We start from the raw sequence: 21,058 nt of genomic DNA, 5'->3' as shown, positions 1-21,058 counted from the left end.
ACGAATCCTACATTTCACTTCGCCCAACAATATCATTTATCATAAATCTTGCACCAATTTCAGAAATCGAGTTTTTGACTTCAATATTTAGTTTTCAATCAAAAATTAGGTCAAAAACCCGGCTTCTTTGGTTTCAAATGTCTAAAGGACTAATTAGCAGTACCGATAATTAAACCCGATCGCGCGGGCATATTCAACGCTAACTTCCGAGTTTCTCCCTCACCTTCCCAAACAAACTCACCCTTGCCAAACAGCAATTTATCGTGAGAAAATTTCAAACTGGGAGTCTCAAAATTTACCTTTACCTCTTGAGTTGCCACATTCACCGCCACAATTATTTCCTCCTCCTCCAAAATTCGCGCAAAGACGTAAACCGTGCCTTCAGCAAACAGAATTTTGTAAGTCCCTGTGCGGAGGGCGACGTATTTGTGGCGCAAAGCTATCAACTGTTTGTGGTAATCTAAAACATCAAGTTCCCAGTGAGCTTTTAAGGGAAAACTGCGGCGAGAATCTGGATCTAGAGCGCCCGGTAAACCAACTTCATCACCGTAATAAATGCTGGGAGCTCCGGCATAAGTTAACAGCAGCAAAGTCGCAATTTCGACACTAGAGCGATCGTCCCCAGCAATTGATAGCAACCTCGCAGTATCGTGACTGGCCAACAAATTTAGTTGAGTTAGCTGTATTTGCCACGGATATAATTCCAAAACTTTCTGAATTTTCTCGCCGTACTGCTTGGCAAACAGCGCCGGATAGGGGTAATAAGAACGACCTTCTAATTGGTTCATATCTACCCGATCGCCTGCAGCAAAAGCAATAGTCGGTGCCGCAAACAGATAATTCATCACGCCGTCAAATTGACTGCCATCGAGCCATTCTCTCGCATCTTCCCAGACTTCGCCGACAATGTAAGCTTCGGGATTAACAGCTTTCACTCTGTCTCGAAATTCCTGCCAAAATCCCTCTGTTTTAATTTCAAAAGGAACGTCCAGCCGCCAGCCGTCAATGCCGAATTTAATCCAATATTCGGCGATTTCCATAATATACTCTCGCACTTCTGGATTGTCGTGATTGAACACGGGCAGCGCTCGATTGCCGTCCCAACCGAGATAATTAGCTGGGAAATTGCCGTCGTAGGGGGATAGCGGCCAGCCTTCAACTTGAAACCAATCTAGCCAAGGAGAATGGGGGCCGTTTTCCAGGATGTCGTGGAAGAAGAAAAAGCCGCGGCTGGCGTGGTTGAATACGCCGTCTAGGACAATTTTGATATTGCGATCGTGGGCTGCGTCTAGAAGCTCTTTAAATGCTGGATTGCCGCCTAACATCGGATCTACTTGGTAGTAGTCGTGGGTGTGGTAGCGGTGGTTACTGGCCGACTGAAAAATGGGGGTAAAGTAAATGGCATTAATGCCTAAATCTTGCAAGTAATCTAGCTGTTCCATAACGCCCCACAAGTCGCCACCTTTGTAGCCTTGGAGGGTGGGGATTTCGTGCCATTCTTCCCACATGAAGTTTTGCAGCAGGCGTTTGCGAGGCTGTTTGCTTTTGGCAAAGCGATCGGGGAATATTTGGTAGAATACGGCGTGTTTAACCCAATCGGGGGTTTGAATTTGCATACAATTTTCCTAGCTTGCTATGGCTTAGGCTACAGTAGCAGAGGTTTCTAGGGGATCTAGCTTTTGGTAGAGAATATACACTCGATCGAGTTTTGTCGATCGACCGATCGTAAAATATCACAAAAATTTGCCGTCAATCGGAGATTTATCACTGATTTTATCTGAGATATCGATCGTCCCGACTCAGGTGTGTCATTGGTCATCAGTCATTGGTCATCAGTCATCAGTGGTGTGTCGCTGGCTGTGGGTGCAACGTCATCAGTCAAAGGCGGGAACTATACCAAAGGGCGATCGAGCCTGGATGGATAAATTACCACAAAGCGAGAATTAACAACAGAAAAATTGTAATTAACAGCCAAAACCCCGAACCTTATTCTGTCGTTAAACTTCCCTTATTTATCGATGGGTATTTTAACTCAAATCTCAAAATTGTTTTAAATATCCATGATTGATGGATGAGTATTTTAACTCACAACTCAACACTCATATAGCAATTCGAGCAACAGATGAGGTATCGCTCCCTCAAGCCCTCAATCTCTCAATCCCCCAATCTAAAACTTATAAGCTCGCGACTTGTCCGCTGGCGTAGCCGAAGCAAGCCGAAGTATCTAAAATCTCAACTTCTCACCTTTTTGAAAAAGGCTACAACTATAGTCCCGTCAACACTCCAACTCTCATAAACCTCGTTTTTTTCACTCCTATAGAACCTACGTAAAAAAATCGGTTTCTTGGAAAATCGTTGCTAATCTAAGAGAGGCTCGATCTAGAAACCTGGTATTTTTGCCTAGCCTGCGTCCTGAACTGTCTTATCGAGCGTAGGAACAAAATATTTTGATTAAAAATCCCCGTTTCAGCACCAGCGACTGAACTCAAAACTCAAAACTTCCTTACTCCCCCCCCTTGTCAAGAAGCCCTCACCATTAGACACTGAACTTGGAGAGTTAATCGACCCTAGGGAGAAAGTTCCTTGAAAAAAGTTTTAGCCATCATCCTCGGTGGCGGTGTAGGCACCCGCCTTTACCCCCTAACCAAACTGCGAGCCAAACCCGCAGTTCCCCTGGCCGGCAAATATCGCCTCATCGATATTCCTGTCAGCAATTGCATCAATTCCGAAATACTCAAAATCTACGTTCTCACCCAATTCAACTCGGCATCCCTCAACCGCCACATCTCTCGTACCTACCAGTTTTCTGGCTTCAGCGAGGGATTTGTCGAGGTGCTCGCCGCCCAGCAAACCCAGGAAAATGCCAACTGGTTCCAAGGGACAGCAGACGCAGTTCGCCAATATCTCTCGCTGCTAGAACAGTGGGACGTTGACGAATTCTTGATTCTCTCAGGCGACCACCTCTACCGCATGGACTACCAGAAGTTTGTGGAGAGACACCGCGAAACCAACGCCGATATCACCCTCTCGGTTTTACCGATGGACGAGAAGCGGGCGTCGGATTTTGGTTTGATGAAAATCGACGAAAGCGGCCGCGTTGTTTCTTTCAGCGAAAAACCAAAAGGCGATCCGCTCAAACAAATGCAGGTGGATACTACTAAACTGGGACTGACAGCGCAGCAGGCTCAGGAAAGTCCTTACATTGCTTCGATGGGGATTTATCTCTTTAAAAAAGAAGTTTTGATTAAACTTCTGAAAGAATCTCCAAACCAAACTGATTTTGGTAAAGAGATTATTCCGAATTCTTCAAAAGACCATAACGTTCAAGCTTATTTGTTTGACGATTACTGGGAAGATATCGGAACGATTGAGGCTTTTTATGATGCTAACTTGGCTCTGACTAAACAGCCTAAGCCTCCTTTCAGTTTCTACGATGAAAATGCGCCGATTTACACTCGCCCGCGTTTCTTGCCGCCGACTAAGCTTTTAGATACTCACATCACTGAATCGATTATTGCTGAAGGCTGCATTCTCAAAAATTGCCGGATCGACCATTCTGTGCTGGGAGTTCGATCGCGCATTGAAGCTGGATGTACGATTCAAGATACCCTGGTTATGGGTGCTGACTTCTACGAACCGGACGCCGAACGGCATTCGAGTTTGGACAATGGCGGTGTCGCCCTCGGTATCGGTGCGGATACTACAATTCGCCGCGCGATTGTGGATAAAAATACCCGCATCGGCCGCAATGTTCAAATAATTAATAAAGACCGAGTGGAAGAATCGAACCGCGAAAACCAAGGTTTTTACATCCGCAGCGGCATTGTCGTAGTCCTGAAAAACGCCACGATTCCTGATGGAACTATCATTTAGTTATTAGTCATTAGTCATTAGTGGTCAGCGATCAATTTTTTGATTTAAAATCAGCCACCTGAAAGTCAGGTGACTGATGATAAATAACTAAATTAGTGACCGATTACCAATGACCGATGACTGATAACTGATAACTGATGACTCAAGGGATTTTTTTTAAACTCATTATTAATTGCAACTGCTGATACCAGTTTGTCGCAATACTTGGCTTGATTTAAAGCACCGGGTTTTAATATGGTACTGTCTATGTTACAGCCTTTCTCAAAAAAGTGAAAAATCAGTCGATTTTAGATTGGGATGGAGGGATTAAGAGATTGAGGAATCGATATTTCCTATGAGAACTCGAACTGTTATACAGGGCGTTGTGAGACTGATATATTCGATCGCCTGCGTCTGGCGGATGGCTTCTGATTCTTATATTTGCGATCGTAGCACGACTGACAAACGCGCTGCCCGTTTCTGAGCAACACACAAATCTCCGAACGATCTTTCCAATCGTCGCAGCAGCCACAAGGCCAACTTAGCAAATAATTAATCATGTAAATACCCTGGTAGCGTCAAAAGCTTATTGATATATACTATCCTATCTTAATTTTTTTGAAAGTGTGTACTCTAGTTAACAAATGAGGAAGAGATTATCTTATATTTTTGTGATTTAAGTCAATGAAGAAAGTGTCAAAATAAGATATAGCGTTTCTCAAAAAGGTGATAAGTCAGTCGATTTTAGATACTTCGGCTTGCTTCGGCTACGCCAGCGGACAAGTCGCGAGCGTACAAGTTTTAGATTTTAGATTGAATAATTTTTGATTTTCGATTTTCGATTGGGGAATTGAGGAATTGAGGGATTTTAAATTTTAGATACTTCGGCTTCGCTGGCTCACAAGTTTTAGATTTTAGATTGAGGAATTGGGGATTGAGGGATTGGGGGATTGGGGAATCTATGGATTTTAGATTAAGCGATTGAGGGATTGAGTAATTTTTTATTGGGGATTGAGGACTCGATCGCTCAACATTCATATTTCGCTCAAACTGCTATAGTATAGCATCGTTACGGTCAGAAAAAAATGTATCGCAAGGTTATTGAATTACGGCCCGCTTTAAGGTAAAGTACAGTCACAATTTACGCTGCAAATTCTCCGAAACTTCCCGATAAGAACCTATTAGGATTGGGATTGCTGGAAAAGCTAGAGACACAAAAGTGCGATCGCACCGCGCACCGCAAAAAACAGCAAAAAGAGCGATCGCCCGCGCCGATATACCCTCATACAGAACTCGCACCAACTAGCCCGCAGCAGCTATCCCAGGCTCGCCTAAAGGGTGGCGGGACGATCGGGCGCACGAGCTACACCAAAATCAACAGAGGCGCACAACGGCTAAAAACCTTAAATATCAGCCTGGTGCGGAAATTGCGATGTCCCGTAAGCAACAACCGAACTCGATCGAGTCCCAACCTTTGATAACCTATAATTTAAATCAGATGCAGCAGGCAGTTTTTACCCTAAGCATCAAACTAACTTGCCATCTTGCTAATTAGGGATTTATTTTTTCTAACAACTAACAACTAACAACTAACAACTAATAAAGAGAGGATTGCTTAATGGCTGCAACAGATTTTAAAGACTATTACGCTATTTTGGGACTCAACAAAACCGCCACTTCAGACGAAATGAAAAAAACTTTTCGCAAACTAGCGCGAAAATATCACCCGGACATGAACCCCGGGAACAAAGAAGCCGAAGCTCGTTTTAAAGAAGTAAACGAAGCTTACGAAGTGCTCTCAGACCCAGAAAAACGCAAAAAATACGACCAATACGGTCAATACTGGAAACAAGCGGCTACAACTGGCGGCGGATGGCCAGGCGGAAACAGTACAAATGTAGACTTTGGCGGCGTTGACTTCAGCCAGTACGGCAGTTTTGACGAATTTATCAATGCCTTGCTCGGCCGCGCTGGTGGCAGTGCTGGTGCTGGTCGCAACGGTCAGTGGAATTACAGCACCTACCGAGGCGGCACCGGCGGGCCGGGCGGTTTTGGGGGATTTGAAGATTTTGCGGGGTACGAAAACCGCAGCGCAGGAAGCTCTCTCGATACCGAGGTGACGATTTCCCTAACTTTGGGGGAAGCGTTTCGCGGCACTTCTAAGCGAGTCGCCACGGGCGAAGTTTCGATTCCTGCGGGTGTGAAAACCGGCAGCAAAATTAGGGTGAAAGGCAAAGGTCAAGTTGACCCGTACACGAAGCAGCAGGGAGATTTGTACCTCAAATTAGAAGTTTTGCCTCACGCTTTTTTCCAGTTTGAGGGAGAGAATTTAATTTGCGAAGTGCCGATAACTCCCGATGAAGCGGTGTTGGGAGCTTCGATTGAAGTGCCTGCGCCTGAAGGTACGATAGTGGTAAAATTTCCAGCCGGGATGCGTTCTGGTCAGTCTTTGCGGTTGCGAGGTAAAGGATGGCCGAAACCGAAGAAGGATGAACGCACTGATTTGTTGGTCAAAATTGCGATCGTCCCGCCCAAGGAACTCAGCGCCCTAGAGCGCGAATGCTATGAAAAAATCCAGGCCAATCGCACTTTTAATCCCCGAAGCAATTTAAGCCAAGCGCTACTTTGAAACAACCTGCATTGCGCGTACCAGACAACGCCAAGAAGGAAAGCGAGTCATCTGTGGGGTTGAGGCGGGTTTGCAAATATCGCGGATCTGAAGTTATCGATATTGGTGAACCCGCTCTGCATCGGATGCAAGCTCGATCTATTCGTACTCGATCGTTCCACTTTCTCAAGACTCATCGCTAGCTGTTAGCTGACTGGGTTGGCTACCTTCTTGGATTTTAATGCTAATGTTTTTAGCTCCTTTTTTCTCCAAATCTTTGATGTAGCCGTTGGTGTTGTGAGAAGCTTCATCTTTGCTTTCGTAGGGGCCAAAATAATAGGTGCGCTTGGGCAAATCTGTGTCAACTTCCACCCACCACTGGCGACTTCTACCGCCCATCGGTTGAGTTAGTATCCAGAAAGCAGCAACGTACATACCTAATAAATAAAGTCCGAACATAGTAGCTATCCCTGAAGTCAAGTAGTTTGTAATGTTCTTAAGCTACCAGGACAAATAGAGTGATCGGATCGTCCTATATGCTGATTTAGCTATGCTAATTGTTGAGGGTAAATGCTGGTTAATATCTGCATTTTGGTGGAGAATAGTTTGAGGTTTCGGCGATGTAAGTCGTTGCAACACGTACAAATTCTACTCCCAGCGGACTAGGAGAAGATGATGTTTATATTATTGTTGAGGTTTCAGTTAACTCAACATTCAAAATTTTTAAGCTGCGATACTCTCTGAAAATTCATCTTCGTCAATGGTGAGAGCTGAAGGCTGACACCGTTTGATGCGGATGCTTATTCTTTTGGCTCCTTCGCTTTCCAAATCTTCGAGATAGCCCGGAGTATGACTGGAGGCTTCTTTGTCGGTGTCGAAGGGGCCAAAATAATAGGTACAGCGAGGCAAATCTGTGACGATTTCTACCCACCATTTTTCGGGTCTGCGGGAGTTGGGCGCAGCAAGCACGGACAAGACTACGATGTAGATACAAAATAAATAAAATCCGAGCATTTTTCCTCTTTTGGGGTTATTTATTTTCTATTGGGCTTATGCTTATGAACCGGGTTTTTAGGATACGTTAGAGGTTGCAGAGTATCTCTCAAGAAACGGGGTTTCTGTTGTCCTGCGCGCAATTATTGTTATAAATTTACCAAGGAAATTTGTGCGATCGCCTCGATCTAAGTGCTGATTTTGAGGTGAGATATAAAATCCTAGGGAATAAGCTATTTTGTATTTAATTTTAAGCTCGATCGCGCGCTATAAATTGTCACGAGAGTTTAAGTATTGAGTAGCTGGCAATTTAGATGGGCGACAGATGGGTTCGGGAAATATGCCTAAATGTAGAGTGACTTTACGCTAGCACCGCCACAGCTTGAAAAACTGTGGCTAAAATAGCAAAACCCGCCGCGGCGGGTTGTTTTGTTAAGCTATAAAATTATTCCAACAAATCTGATTTGTCGGCCCCCATCAAGAGGCTGAGGTTTAACGCTTGCCTTTGGGGAACTGTTCGATGCCAGCCCAACCGTAAAAAACTAGCTCGTCGTTTTGAACTCGGCAGCGGTCTACTCGTAATTGAGTGCCTTCTAAGGCAAATTTGTCTAAATCTAGCAAGTTATTTACGTGGGCAATTATAGCTTGACCCAAGTCTACTGCTTGCTGGTCGCCTCCGTATGTAACGCTGACAAATTGGATTTTGCGTCGGTCTTCTACTTGCAATTGAGCTGTAATATCTATGTTGACTGGTTCGCTGGAATTGCCGATCGCAATTTCGGACTGCAGCCTAATTGATTTGTCTGTTCCGAAGCTGACTTCTGTGTTTTGAAAGTGCAGAGATTGCTCTTGATATTTCAGCTTCTGGAGTTTTTCAACTACAAAAGGTGTGTTGAATGAGGTGGTTAAATCCGATCGACTTAAGACTATTCGCATATTTGCCTGGGTAGGCTGCCGCAATTTCACGCTTCCTGCAAAAATCGCCCCAAAATCAATGGAGAGTGCTTGCAGGTAGAGTTCCATCACTTCTATGCGAAGGCCGTTGTACATCAACATACCTTTGCCAATGAAGTCGAAACCATCGATGCTTCCCTGCAATAGTTTGGCTACTGGTTCGACTCGGATGTTGGCTTCGGCCTTTTCCGAACTTTTGAATAAGGCCGCGATCGCAGCTCCTGCTACTTTGCTGACAAGGCGATCGCCACTTTGACCTTGAAAGGATGTACCGCTAAACAAAGCTGCTACCATTTATGCGTTTGCTGATCTAATGTCGCTATTATAACCTCCCATTAAGAAATGTTAAAATAGCTTGTGCTTATTCACTTTATAAGTTGATCTTGTTTTTGATCTGCCTAGAAAGGAATATATTTGAAATTTAAGGACTCAGCGGGGTGCCTTGGAGACAGGCGCGATCGAGCAAAGCTCCATCCCATATGGTTTGTTCGATCGCAGCACAGAGCAAATTAGCCCCCGTCAGGTTAGCCCCGCGGAGTACGGCTCCATTCAAGATGGCTTCTTCCAAATCAGCGCCGGACAAATCAGCACCGGACAAATTAGCATGGCTCAAATCGGCAGATTGCAAAATTGCCCGAACCAAAGCTGCGCCGCGCAAATCGGCACCACGCAAATCGACACCGCTCAAATCCAAATTGCCGATCGCAGCGCCTGTCAAAAAAGCACCCCCAAAACTTGCCTCGCGCACTAAAGCATTAGCAAAGGAAGCTCCGCGCAAATCGGCATTCCGAAAATCTGCGCCCCGCAAATCTGCGCCGCTCAAGTCAGCGCCGCGGAGGTTTGCTCGCAATACCGCCCGCTGCAAATTAGCACCGGCGAGATTAGCTCCTGCTAAGTTGGCCTGAGACAAGTCGGCACCGGCGAGAGCGGCCCCTCCTAAGTCTGTGCCGGCTAAATCTCTGCCGGCCAACATATAAACTTTGCCTTTGCGTATAGCTTCGAGGTCGTTAGTCATTAGTTTTTGGTCAGTAGTCAGTAGTCAGTTGTCAGTTGTTAGTTGTCAGGAAAGCAGTTGGCAGTTGTCAGGAAAGCAGTTGGCAGTTGTCAGGAAAGCAGTTGGCAGTTGGCAGTTGGCAGTTGTCTGTTGTTACCAATAACAAATAACCAATAACCAATAACCAATAACCAATAACCAATAACAAATAACCAATAACTACTAACTAAAAACTAATTGCCGCACTCATTTTATAACGCCGGAGCGGCTGCGGTGGTTCGATCGCCCAAATCTTCCAACCATACATTCGGCAGTTGACTGGGGCGATTCGGCAACTGCATCAAACCCATTTCGGCTAACCTGACGACGTTGCTGAGAGTTTCCACCAAAGCCGGATCGAAGCGAAGGCCGCACAGTTGCCGGCACTCTTCCAAAGCTTCGCTCAAACTCAAAGCCGGACGATCGCCCCGTGGTTGAGTCAATTCTTGAAAATAAGCGACCAACCCCAAAATCCGCGCAGCAATGGGTATCTCTTCGCCTCGCAAACCCTCTGGCCTGCCGCTGCCGTCCCAATATTCGAGTTTGTGCTTGACAATTTCTGCTACAGGTGCTAGTTCCGGCATTGCTTGCAGCAGTTGGGAACCGATGAAACTGCGATCGCGCCAAAATGAGAAAGTTGATTGGTCAAAAGCATCGGGAGTGCGATCGAACACCTCATTTGGTGCCGAAACTAAGCCAATTCTAAACAGCAATCCGGCCAGCCGCAGCCTCCGCAACTGCAAAGCTGGCAAATCCAGCAGTTGACCCAAAGTTTCCGACAAAGCCGCCACCTGCAAAGAAGCTGTGGGATTTGAAGTATCGCGTTCGTCCACCCGCTGCGCCATCCGCAGAAAAGCTTGCAGTTTGTTAGCGTTCAAATTGCGGCTGACGCGCAAAGCTTGACCTTCCAATTCCCACAAATCGCGGGTTTGGCGGTTAATTGCTACCATTTGTTGCTGAGAACTTTGCAGGTAAGTGACGATCCGCGATACTACGCCGCTAATATCTGCCAAGGGCGGGCCTTTTGTGGCAAGAATCGATCGGTAAATTTCCTGCAAACTGTCGGCCAGGGGGGAGTTGTAATGTCGCGTCTGTTCTATAAAAATTTCTGCGGAGGCTGACACTAAGGACTGATCAAAGGACCACAAACCGTAGAATTTTCGCTCTGTATCAACTTCTGGCTTGCCCTCTGGCAAATATTCTTCGCTGGAAAGTTCGCGGCAAAGCACCATTGCTTTGTATGTTGGAGCGAGGATGATTAAATTCCATTCTTCGATGATGGGGTCGTTTTCATCGAGATTTATTAAAGATACATTTTCTAATTGCCCGGTTTTGTGGGTAGCGAAACCGCTGTCGGCTACTGCACCGATGACAACGCGCCGAGAGGCGTTAGCAATATCCAGGTAGCGATCGGCTTCCTGCAAATACCATTTTCCCTGCTGAAACGTCACCAAAACTAGGGGTTTGAGTTCGACTTCGTCCCCGCTGCTGGTTTGCAAGATGTGGTCTTCTAGGGCGTGACACAGGGCTACTAGGGTGTTTTTGAAGTAAACCCCGTAGCTAGAAGGCAGTTTTCCGTCGGGAAGTGTAGCTTGTAGTCTGGCGAGAGTTGATTCTGGATTCATTGCAAAAGGCGGTGCCGGCTCTTATTTATTGTAGCGGGCGATCGAGCTTCTCGAAAATACTTTTGGCCAAAAATTCCTATTTTTGATCGTTTGCCACTCCCCTACGCATAAAAACCGCTATTTGACGCTGCATAGTTCGCTTTCAATGTATGTCTGTCGCGCGCCTGCCACTTTTTCTGAACCTACAAAAAAACTTATTTTAATAGCGATGAATTAGTTTCGGCAATTTTGGGAAAACCATCTGTCTGTGGCGGAGTTTTTTTGCACCCAAAAACCTGCCGACAGGAAGACGCTAACTGACTTAAGTATTAACTACTATTTTTTAATCAATATTAGGAATTTCTAGCGTGCTTCAACAAAATCGGAATTTAGGGGAACAGGCGATCGACAAAGTGGCAGAGATTGCTATTGCTAGCAAATTAGACGAATCGGAAAGTTTGTCTGTCACAGTCAACACCGATCCCGGCCAGCTAGCCCAGGGAGAAGTCGAACAAGTCGCCGTTGAGGGTAAAGGATTGGTAATGCAGCAAGATTTGCGCGTCCAAGAATTGGAAATTAACGTCCAGGATATTGCTGTCAATCCCCTGAGCGCTATGTTTGGTAAGATTGAACTAAACGGGCCCGCTTTCGGTACGGCGCGCGCAGTTTTAACAGAAAGCGATATCAACCGCGCTTTTAATTCCGAATACATCAGCCGCAAACTAAAAAATTTAGAAGTTACTGTTGACGGAAAATCGCTGACTGTAGACGTTAAAACTGTGGATGGTCAGTTGCTGTCAACCGGAAAAATTGCTTTAAATGCTGAGGTATCGGTGCGGGAAACTGAGTCTACTCAAAAGATTTATTTTACCGCCAAACCTCAGATAGCGGCGGGCGGCTGGGCAATTTCTCTTGAGGATATTGAGTATCCCGAAAACAAGGAATTTTCGCCGGAGTTAACCGCAGCTTTGGCGGACAAAGCTGGTGAAATTTTAAATTTGCGAAACTTTGAACTTGAGGGAATGTCGCTGCGAATTCAGCAGTTAAATGTGGAAGCTGGCGTGCTGACTTTGCAAGCTGAAGCGAAAGTGGAACAATTTCCTAGTTAGCAGCTTAGACTTGAGTTGCATAAATATTCGACCTGTTAACCGCAGTTTTAAAGCGGATAAACGCAGATAATTTAATCTTGTCTGCGTTGAGTGCAACTCAATGTTATTTTCGGTTGCGGTGCGTCGATTGTATATTTTTCGAGTTGATTCACAACCAGTTTTAAATGGGAATTTTTAAGATTTACTTTACAGCTAAATTTGGGAGCTTGAACAAAAGTATAAAAATTAGATATTTTCGCTACACGATTACATGGCGCGGTATCCGTTTTTTGGTCGATCGCAAAAAAGATAAAACTTGTTCAAATCGAGCCATTATTGAAACTGACGCAGCCTGCTACTTGAGGGTAGAACTCGTGCAAAAAATGGAAAGTTCAACCCTTGAAACTGCGGCGCTGCGGCTGGCAATCACAAAGTTTTTTCATTTATGCACAAGTCCTTGGAAATCTTTTCCTATTCTCAAAAAATTAGATTTTACTTACCTTTTGTCCCAGAAGCATCCGCAATTAAATCATCTTTATCAACTTTCGGAACAAAATCAGGCCGTTCTTTGGATTCCCAGCCGGGGGGACGCTTGGAGTTGTACCACGCAATGGAGCCGATACTAACCGCAGCCACAAATCCAACACCAAGAACTGAGATGGGAATAATTAGGTTGCTTTCTACCATTAGGTTAAAATCCTTATTTACTTTACTTCTTTATCATTTTATGTGCTTTGGGCGATCGCGCAATATATCTGAAGGCTGAAAAAGTGAGTGCATTGCAGCCATAATACTTAGACATGGGAATTTGAGGGCTGGTTTATGGCGCTGTTGACAATGGCATTGGTGTTAGCTGCCAGTTTTGCCCTCGGTGCTTTGCCGCTTACTAGCTGGGCGGTACGACTGTTGGGCGGCGGTGATTTGAGGCGGTTGGGCACGGGGAATGTTGGTGTTTCGGCTGCTTTCATTCACGGCGGGAAGTTGGCGGGGATTGCTGCGGTGTTGGCGGAAGTTGGGCGTGGTATTTTGCCGGTTTTGGCGGGCAGATTTTGCTTCCCGGATGCGCCGGAAATTGCGATCGCCCTGTTGATTCCTCTAGTCGCTGCCCGGTACGCGATCGCCGGAGGTGGAGGTGTCACTAATGCCGTTTGGGGTCTTTTGGTATTTTCGCCGCCGGTGGCTGTGTCGTCGGGCATCTGGGGGCTGCTGGTGTGGGGTTTGGCAGGGCAGTGGTGGGGTAAGGGCGATCGGGCGAGACTCTTTGCTTCCCGCTGCGGCTGTCTGTGCACGCCAATTTGGGTTTGGGTGTGGCGACAATCTTTGCCCGAATTTTTAGCAGCAGCCGGATTAGCTTTGTTGTTAGCAGCGATTAATATCCGTCAGGGTGATGATATGGCTTTATCTAAATCGGAACAATTGTTTTCTCTAGATGACTCGCTGGATGCTGCAATCTGCGGCGATAAAGCTGCTAAGTTGTCTCAGCTAAAACGCGCTGGTTTTAATGTACCTAATGGTTGGATATTATCACAAGAAGCGGGCATCGGGCATCGGGCATCGGGCATCGGGCATCGAGGAAATAGTGATGAATTGTCAATTTCCGATCCTTTAATCCAAAATCTAAAATCCAAAATCCAAAATCGAATGATTGTGCGCTCTTCTGCTGCGGGAGAAGATGGCGATTTTAGTTCCGCCGCCGGACAATATCAAACCATCGGGCCTGTTTTGACTGAAGCAGAATTGCTCGACGGCATTAATTGCTGCCGCCAGTCTTATTGGACTTCCGAAGCTGTGGCTTACCGCCGCCAGCGACAACTGCCAGATACACAAATGGCTGTATTGATTCAGCCTTATATTGAAAGCAAAATTGCCGGAGTTATGTTCAGCCGCAATCCTTTAGATGGCGGTTCCCAAATCATTATTGAAGCTTTGCCTGCAGGTGCTGCATCTGTTGTTGGCGGGCAAGTTACTCCGGTTCATTTGGAAGTTGATTTTAGCCAACCTGAAACTTTAGAAGAAAAGTTAAGAACCCTAGAATTTAGTTCAATTATTGATGAATCTATTGTATCAGAATTAGTGAAACAAGCGCAAGCCATCGAAGCTTTTTTTCACGGCATCCCGCAGGATATTGAGTGGAGTTGGGACGGGGAAAAAGTTTGGATTTTGCAAAGCCGCCCGATTACTAATTTGCAGCCAATTTGGACGCGGACTATTGCGGCAGAAGTGATTCCCGGTGCAATTCGCCCGCTAACTTGGTCGATTAATCGGCCGCTGACTTGTGGGGTTTGGGGAGAGATTTTTCAGGTGGTTTTAGGGGAAAGAGCTGCCCATCTAAATTTTAATGAAACAGCAACTTTGCTGGGTTCTCACGCCTATTTTAATGCGACTTTGTTGGGCGAAATTTTTCGGATGATGGGATTGCCGGAGCAGGGTTTGGAATTTTTGCTCAGAGGGCAGAAGATGGGTAAACCGCCTTTGGGGAAGATTTTGCCTTCTTTGCCCGGTTTGTGGCGTTTGGTGCAGCGGGAGAGGGCGCTAAATGCAGATTTTGAGGGCGATCGCACTTCTGTTTTTATCCCCGCGCTGCAAAGTCTTTTGAAGGAAGAAGGAAGAGGGAAGAAGGAAGAAGGAAGAGGGAAGAGGGAAGAAGGAAGTTCGGCAACGGATTATGTAACGGATGTAACGGATGTAACGGATGTAACGGATGTAACGGATGTAACGGATGTAACGGATGTAAGTCCGTCGGAAGAAGGAAGAGGGAAGAGGGAAGAGGGAAGAGGGAAGAGGGAAGAGGGAGAGAAATTGGCAAGTGCTAATTATGAATATTTGTCGGAGTTATTGGCGAGAGCAGAGCAAATTCAGGAGTGGCTGAAACCGATTACTTATTACAATATCTTAGGGCCGATCGGGCTGGCTATTCGCAAGGCAATTTTTCGCGTTCCCGATGAATGGTTGGACAATGGTAATGCACCGGAAATTGCTTCGGTGCGGGCTTTGCAGCAGTTGGCAAAAAAGTTGCGACAAGCTGCGATTTCGCAGTCAAACGAGACTATTTCAACGGCACAACTAACGCAGATGTTTGCTGAAAGTTCGGCGCTGCAAGCGGAGTTTGCAGAGTGGATTGATACTTACGGATATTTGAGCGAAGTGGGGACGGATATCGCTGTTGCTACTTGGCGCGAACAACCGGAAATTTACCAAAAGTTAATTGTAACTATGGCTCAAAAATCTGCTGTAACTAATTTAGATGAAAGTCGAAAGTTGGGTTTGAGTTTTTGGCAAAAATGGCGATTGGATAAATGTCAGGAAAGAACTACAGTCAAAAATGAAATTAGCCAAGTTTACGCCCGGTTGTTGGCTGATTTGCGCTGGACTTTTTTGGAGATTGAGGCTTGCGGATTGGTAATGGAAGTATTTGCGGAAGCTGGGGATATTTTTTATCTGGAATTTGGGGAGATTCAGCAGTGGATTCGCAGCGGCGCGAGTGTTGGTTTTCAGGATACCATTAGCCAAAGGCGCGATCGCCTGTTAACCGATCGCGATCGCCCGATTCCTGCTGTAGTCTACGGCAATTTGCTGCCAAATTCTCGGCAAAGGTCGATCGACTCAGCAACATCTGCAACTGGCATTATGCAGGGAATCCCCGCAAGTATCGGCTGCGTCGAAGGTTTTATCAAGATTTGCCGCACCGCCACCACAGATTTAGGAGAAAGTGCGATCGTTGTAGTCCCCTACACCGATGCAGGTTGGGCACCGCTGCTATTAGGAGCAACAGCAATTATATCTGAAGTTGGCGGCCAATTGTCTCACGGAGCAATTATCGCTCGCGAGTACAAAATTCCGGCAGTTATGAATATTGCAGAAGCTACAACTCGCCTGCGAGACGGTCAAAAAGTGCGGGTAGACGGATATCTCGGCACTGTGGAATTGCTCGAATAAACGAAACAAAAAATCTAAAAACTCATGCCTGCGGTACGGGCAGGTTTTGCCAAAAATAATTGCCTAAAACCCATAATCTAGTAAATGCGCCCCGACAGATAAAAAAGCCGTTTATTCACAATCCTGCAAGATATCCGCACTACAAACCGCTCTCAAATTGCCTCTTTCCTAAACTAAGAAATTCTGCACAACATAGTTCCCCAAACTTCTACCCGCGCTTAAACCGTCCTTGTTAGCACTCATGAAATGAATCCCTCCGTAAACGCGGCTCATCCCCGATTCATCGGCTGCTTGGTCGAAGTTTTCAAAGCTTCGCAAAGCGTAACCAGAGTTGTTTCCCCGATCACCAAACCCAAAATCCGATCCCAATACAGAGCTCAGAACCGCATCGGCTGCACCGCTAAAGGTACTGTGGCCTGACGCATACTCCGGGAAGGGCGGATTTTCCCACTGTGGCTTCCAGTCTGGGTCGGCTGTGGTGTTGGGATTGTTGTCTCTGTCAGCTTGCACAATAGCTGTGAGGGGTCGCCAGAAGTTATAAGTATACTTGGCATCCCAGCAGCTAATACCTGCATCTGCCACAGCAATATTTAGCAAGGCGAACAAGCGGGCGCTATCTTCCAAAGATGTGCCTGCGATAGCCGATGCTTCTTGGGCGATTTGGTTCCAGTGGCCGGGGGGAGTAAACGTCCCACCGATGTCAGCCCAGAATTCGGCGAGGGCTGTTTGGTCTGGTGTCCGCGTCAGACTGTCAACTTTGCCAAATTCTTTAACGAAATTGAGCTCCTCTGCATACTTGGCGCTGTCGAGGGCGGGGGGACCGGGCGGGCGGAACTGGGAACCGCTAGTCATCGCAAAGGGAGTCACATCCGGCCACTGGGGCGCTAGCGGTGCTGCGAAACCTGCGGGAGTCGGTATCCAACTGCCGGGGTCTGTTTTGCCCTGGTACGTGACTGTTTTGTCCGCGCCGTCTGTACTGCGCCAACTGATAATTTGGTCGGCAACTTCTTGTCCGAGGGCGATGCCGTCTGTTTTGGCTTTGCCGTCAGGAATTTTTGCTAAAGATAATTGCAATGCTGCGTCGAATTTACCTGCTTGTCCTGGGTAAAGGTTGACTAAGGCGCGGTGGGCTGCTGCTACTGTAGCAGCTTCTTCTGATGTGCCTGCTGGTGCATCTATGCTGACGCGGTAAGGGCTGTATTTTTTGCTAATCGAGTTTACCGAGTCGTAAATGGCTGCGTGCATGATTGCCATGTTGCGGGCGGCTGCCGGAGGATTGGTATCGTTTGTCCGCACTGATTCTAGGAGGATTGCGTTCCAATCTCTGACGGGGTTTCCCGATAGTTGAGCTGTGAAGTTGGATCGGTCGATCGTGCTGCTGTTGACTCCTGGCAATACTGCTAAATATTCGCCCGTGAGTTTGTCTTGAATTACGGTACTGTTGCTGTTAGCGTCTGTGCCTTGCTGGATGTTTAAGTCTTCAAATGCCAGGCCGTCTAGCAATTGAATTTTGTCGCTGCCGCTGCCGAAGTCGGTGATGTAGTCGGCCGTGGCTAAAGTTGGGCCGCCGCTATCTTTAGCAATAACAAAGATGTCATCGCCGGAGCCGCCGGTCACGGTATCGCTGCCTGCGCCCGCGTAAATGGTATCGTTGCCGGAGTCGCCCACAATTAGGTCGCTGCCTTTGCCTCCCCAGAGGATGTCGTCGTCTGCACCGCCTAAAATCGTATCGTTGCCGGAGTCACCGCAGATTTTGTCTTTACCTGAACCTCCTTCGAGAAAGTCGTCTCCGCTGTTGGCGTAAATTATGTCGTTGCCATCCAAGCCGTTAATTCTGTCTGGTTCTGAAGTTCCTTCGAGGAAGTCGAATTTCGCCGTACCGGTAAGAGAAACCATTGGTATTTATGGGATATTGTTGGTTAAATAATAGCAAATACTCACAGTACGGATTAATGCTAGCGTCTGTGTGCTTCTGATTTATATTATTATAATTTGCCCTTACTACGTAAATACCCTGACTTCAACTTTATGAAATCTTTAATGTTTAACTGATTTTTATAAATTTTTGGAATTTTTTGTACGCAAACATACCTAATTTGTTCTAATTATTTACCATCTTACTGCCGATCTTAATAATGTTTTAAGTTATCTACATGGTGAGAATAAAAGTGTAAAATAGTAGTAATTATTTCGGTATTTACTTAAGTAGATATATATGCGCGATTATTTGTTAAGCACTTCTCAATGCTGCGATCGGGTCGAGTTTGGATGCCTGACGCGCCGGGACAACGCCGAAGAACAGACCTACAGTGCCGGATACGCTGACAGCAAGGGCGATCGCCACAGGTGAAATGCCAGCTTGCAGGGGCGTGAAATTACCTACAAGCAAGATACCGCCGACACCTACGCAAGTACCTACTATCCCTCCGGCCGCGGATAAAAATACAGCTTCGACAATAAATTGAAACAGGATATCTTGTTGGGAAGCCCCGATCGCCTTTCTGAGCCCGATTTCTTGAGTCCGCTCGCTCACAGACACCAGCATAATGTTCATAATTCCAATGCCGCCTACCAACAGAGAAATGCTAGCAACAGCAGTTAACATCAGTGTCAGGGCCCCGGAAATCGAGTCCATTGTCGCCATTAAATCTTTCTGATTTCTGACAGTAAAGTCATCTTCTGTGGAAATCTTGTGCCGCAGTCTCAGCAAGTTTTCTACCTGAAATTGAGCCGCGTCCATTTTCGACTCATCTTGAATAGAAATAAACAGCGAGGTGACAGCTAAACCGTAGGGAGATTTCCGCCCGACAATGCGGTTGGCCATTGTGGCGATCGGCACAACAGCCGAGTTATCATAATTCGTACCAAAAGATGTACCTTTGGGCGCAAATACTCCAATTACTTTCATGCTGACATTTTTGACTCGCACTTGTTCGCCGAGGGGGTTAGCATTGTCAAACAGTTTCTCGGCCAATTCTGAACCGAGCACTACAACTTGATTGTTTTGTCTGACATCGAGTTCGGTCAAAAATCGCCCTTTAGCCATTTCAAAATTTCTGACAGTGAGAAATTCTGGAATTGTGCCAAAAATGAGAGACGAAACATTTTTGTTACCGTAGCGAACGAGTTCAGAACTGTTGAGTTCTGCTGAAACACCTTGCACCGAAGGGACTTGAGAGGCGATCGCCTTAGCATCTTCTACTATCAATGTTTGAGGCGCGCTGGCGATCGAACTTCGCCTAGCATTGGGCACTCCCGGCCTCACGATCAATACATTTGTACCCAGGGATTGAACTTGTCCTGCTACAAATTTTTGTGCTCCCTCTCCAATTCCAATCATCGCAATTACCGAAGCATTTCCGACAATCATTCCAATCATCGTTAAACTGCTGCGAGTTTTGTTTGCTACCAGTGTTTGACCGGCCATTTTGACGCTTTCAATAAAATTCATACTTTGTTATTTGTTGTTTGTTATTTGTTATTTGTTATTTGTTATTTGTTATTTGTTATTTGTTATTTGTTATTGGGCATCGGGCATCGGGCATCGGGCATCGGGCATCGGGCATCGGGCATTGTAATTGAAACCCACAAATAACCAATGACTGATGACTAATGACTAATGACTAATGACTAATGACTAATGACTAATGACTAATGACTAATGACTACTGACTAATGACTGATGACTACTGACTACTGACTACTGACTACTGACTACTGACTACTGACTACTGACTACTGACTACTGACTAATTAAGCACTTCTCAATGCCACAATCGGGTCTAATTTAGCAGCTTGTTTTGCTGGTACGATGCCGAAAAATAAGCCAATGCTGCCAGAAACGCCAACCGCAAGGGCGATCGCCACTGGAGACACGCTAGCTTGCAAAGGAGTAAAAGCAGACACCAAAAGCACACCGCCGATACCGAATCCAGTGCCGATCGCACCACCAGCCGCCGACAAAATCACAGCCTCAATCATAAACTGAATCAAGATATCCTGCCCCGAAGCACCGATCGCCTTTCTCAGTCCAATTTCCTTCGTGCGTTCCGTCACAGAAACCAGCATAATATTCATAATCCCGATGCCGCCCACAAACAGCGAAATTGCCGCCACAAAAGCCAACATCAGAGTCAAAGCACCAGTAATGCTGCCCAAAGTCTTCATTAAATCTTTCTGATTTCGGACAGTAAAATCATCCTCTTTAGTAATATTGTGGCGCAATCTGAGCAGATTTTCTATTTGAAACTGTGCCGCCCGCATCAAACTCTCATCCTTGATTGAAACCGAAATAAATGTTACCTTTGTCCCGTAGGGAGACGAGCGGCCGACAATGCGGTTTGCCATCGTTGTCAGCGGCAAATAAACATTCATATCTTGATTGTCGCCAAAACTCGAACCCTTTGACTGCATGACACCAATCACTTGAAAAGTCGAATTTTTGATGCGTATATATTGACCGATCGGCTGTGTATTGCCAAACAATTGTTCGGCAGCTTCTGAACCTAAAGCAACTACATTTTCTTGTCTTTCTAAATCTAATTTGCTTAAAAATCTACCTTTGGCAACATCAAAGCTTCTGACTGTCAGAAATTCTGGGTTGGTTCCGACAATGGAAGATGAGACGTTTTTATTGCGGTAAGTAACGAGTTGACTATCATTTAGAGTTGGTGAAACTTCTTGGACAGAAGGAACTTGAGATGCGATCGCCTCTGCATCTTCCAACACCAAAGTCTGAGGCGGAATCACCGGACGACTTTGGGCTTCAGGACTTCCGGGAATGATAAATAGCAAGTTTGAACCCAGAGAGTTAACTTGTCCCGCAATAAACGTCTGAGCTCCTTCGCCGATACCAATCATCGAAATTACAGAGGCATTACCAATAATAATTCCTAACATCGTCAAGCTGCTGCGGAGTTTGTTTGCCGTCAAAGTTGTGACAGCCATTTTGACACTTTCAACAATATCCATAATTCGATTTTAGTAGTTT

The 21,058-nt window shown here is 46.0% G+C and carries 15 protein-coding genes; 5 read left to right on the top strand and 10 right to left on the bottom strand.

Annotation, left to right across the window (positions count from 1 at the left end; translation table 11 throughout):
• Positions 1-149: 149 nt before the first annotated feature.
• Entirely contained in the window at positions 150-1,616 is a 1,467-nt protein-coding gene (locus tag QUA01_RS21915; protein WP_333092684.1) for a glycoside hydrolase family 13 protein, read from the bottom strand.
• Positions 1,617-2,583: 967 nt separating this feature from the next.
• Between QUA01_RS21915 and QUA01_RS21910 the strand changes: the two genes are divergently transcribed.
• From QUA01_RS21910 to QUA01_RS21900, 3 genes are all read left to right on the top strand, one after another.
• Positions 2,584-3,873, top strand: coding sequence for a glucose-1-phosphate adenylyltransferase (locus tag QUA01_RS21910; RefSeq protein ID WP_333092685.1), 1,290 nt, complete (start codon positions 2,584-2,586; stop codon positions 3,871-3,873).
• A 1,172-nt stretch (positions 3,874-5,045) separates the two neighbouring features.
• Positions 5,046-5,330, top strand: a complete 285-nt coding sequence (locus tag QUA01_RS21905; RefSeq protein WP_333092686.1) for a hypothetical protein — start codon at positions 5,046-5,048, stop codon at positions 5,328-5,330.
• Between the two features lie 140 nt (positions 5,331-5,470).
• The gene (locus tag QUA01_RS21900) at positions 5,471-6,481 is read left to right on the top strand and encodes a DnaJ C-terminal domain-containing protein (protein ID WP_333092687.1); all 1,011 of its coding nucleotides are present in this window, start codon (positions 5,471-5,473) and stop codon (positions 6,479-6,481) included.
• Between the two features lie 165 nt (positions 6,482-6,646).
• On the opposite strand, the gene QUA01_RS21895 is transcribed toward QUA01_RS21900, so the two are convergent.
• From QUA01_RS21895 to QUA01_RS21875, 5 genes are all read right to left on the bottom strand, one after another.
• Positions 6,647-6,919: a DUF1816 domain-containing protein gene (locus QUA01_RS21895; RefSeq protein ID WP_333092688.1), complete on the bottom strand. Its 273-nt coding sequence runs from the start codon at positions 6,917-6,919 to the stop codon at positions 6,647-6,649.
• Between the two features lie 264 nt (positions 6,920-7,183).
• On the bottom strand, positions 7,184-7,474 hold the full coding sequence (locus QUA01_RS21890) for a DUF1816 domain-containing protein (protein ID WP_333092689.1): 291 nt from the start codon (positions 7,472-7,474) through the stop codon (positions 7,184-7,186).
• A gap of 471 nt (positions 7,475-7,945) precedes the next feature.
• Entirely contained in the window at positions 7,946-8,701 is a 756-nt protein-coding gene (locus QUA01_RS21885; RefSeq protein WP_194070489.1) for an LmeA family phospholipid-binding protein, read from the bottom strand.
• A 127-nt stretch (positions 8,702-8,828) separates the two neighbouring features.
• Complete coding sequence (locus QUA01_RS21880) at positions 8,829-9,422, bottom strand: pentapeptide repeat-containing protein (RefSeq protein WP_194070490.1); 594 nt, start codon at positions 9,420-9,422, stop codon at positions 8,829-8,831.
• A gap of 230 nt (positions 9,423-9,652) precedes the next feature.
• Entirely contained in the window at positions 9,653-11,065 is a 1,413-nt protein-coding gene (locus QUA01_RS21875; protein ID WP_333092690.1) for an HD domain-containing phosphohydrolase, read from the bottom strand.
• Between the two features lie 347 nt (positions 11,066-11,412).
• Between QUA01_RS21875 and QUA01_RS21870 the strand changes: the two genes are divergently transcribed.
• Positions 11,413-12,153 carry an LmeA family phospholipid-binding protein gene (locus tag QUA01_RS21870; protein WP_333092691.1) on the top strand — a complete coding sequence of 247 codons (741 nt, stop codon included), beginning with the start codon at positions 11,413-11,415 and terminating at the stop codon, positions 12,151-12,153.
• Positions 12,154-12,624: 471 nt separating this feature from the next.
• On the opposite strand, the gene psb35 is transcribed toward QUA01_RS21870, so the two are convergent.
• The gene (gene psb35, locus QUA01_RS21865; protein ID WP_333092692.1) at positions 12,625-12,819 is read right to left on the bottom strand and encodes a photosystem II assembly protein Psb35; all 195 of its coding nucleotides are present in this window, start codon (positions 12,817-12,819) and stop codon (positions 12,625-12,627) included.
• 135 nt (positions 12,820-12,954) lie between these two features.
• Between psb35 and QUA01_RS21860 the strand changes: the two genes are divergently transcribed.
• A complete protein-coding gene (locus tag QUA01_RS21860) occupies positions 12,955-16,068 on the top strand; it encodes a glycerol-3-phosphate acyltransferase (RefSeq protein ID WP_333092693.1) in 3,114 nt (1,037 codons plus the stop codon).
• Between the two features lie 168 nt (positions 16,069-16,236).
• On the opposite strand, the gene QUA01_RS21855 is transcribed toward QUA01_RS21860, so the two are convergent.
• From QUA01_RS21855 to QUA01_RS21845, 3 genes are all read right to left on the bottom strand, one after another.
• Positions 16,237-17,964: a chemotaxis protein CheB gene (locus QUA01_RS21855; protein ID WP_333092694.1), complete on the bottom strand. Its 1,728-nt coding sequence runs from the start codon at positions 17,962-17,964 to the stop codon at positions 16,237-16,239.
• 334 nt (positions 17,965-18,298) lie between these two features.
• Positions 18,299-19,519: an ABC transporter permease gene (locus QUA01_RS21850; protein ID WP_333092695.1), complete on the bottom strand. Its 1,221-nt coding sequence runs from the start codon at positions 19,517-19,519 to the stop codon at positions 18,299-18,301.
• A 302-nt stretch (positions 19,520-19,821) separates the two neighbouring features.
• On the bottom strand, positions 19,822-21,039 hold the full coding sequence (locus QUA01_RS21845; RefSeq protein WP_333092696.1) for an ABC transporter permease: 1,218 nt from the start codon (positions 21,037-21,039) through the stop codon (positions 19,822-19,824).
• Positions 21,040-21,058 lie beyond the last annotated feature (19 nt).

Origin of the sequence: Microcoleus sp. S36a_B3 (assembly GCF_036700745.1) — a bacterium.
GTDB lineage: Bacteria > Cyanobacteriota > Cyanobacteriia > Cyanobacteriales > Microcoleaceae > Microcoleus.
The sequence above is the reverse complement of the archived record's forward strand: the minus strand, read 5'-3'. Positions and strand labels throughout refer to the sequence as shown.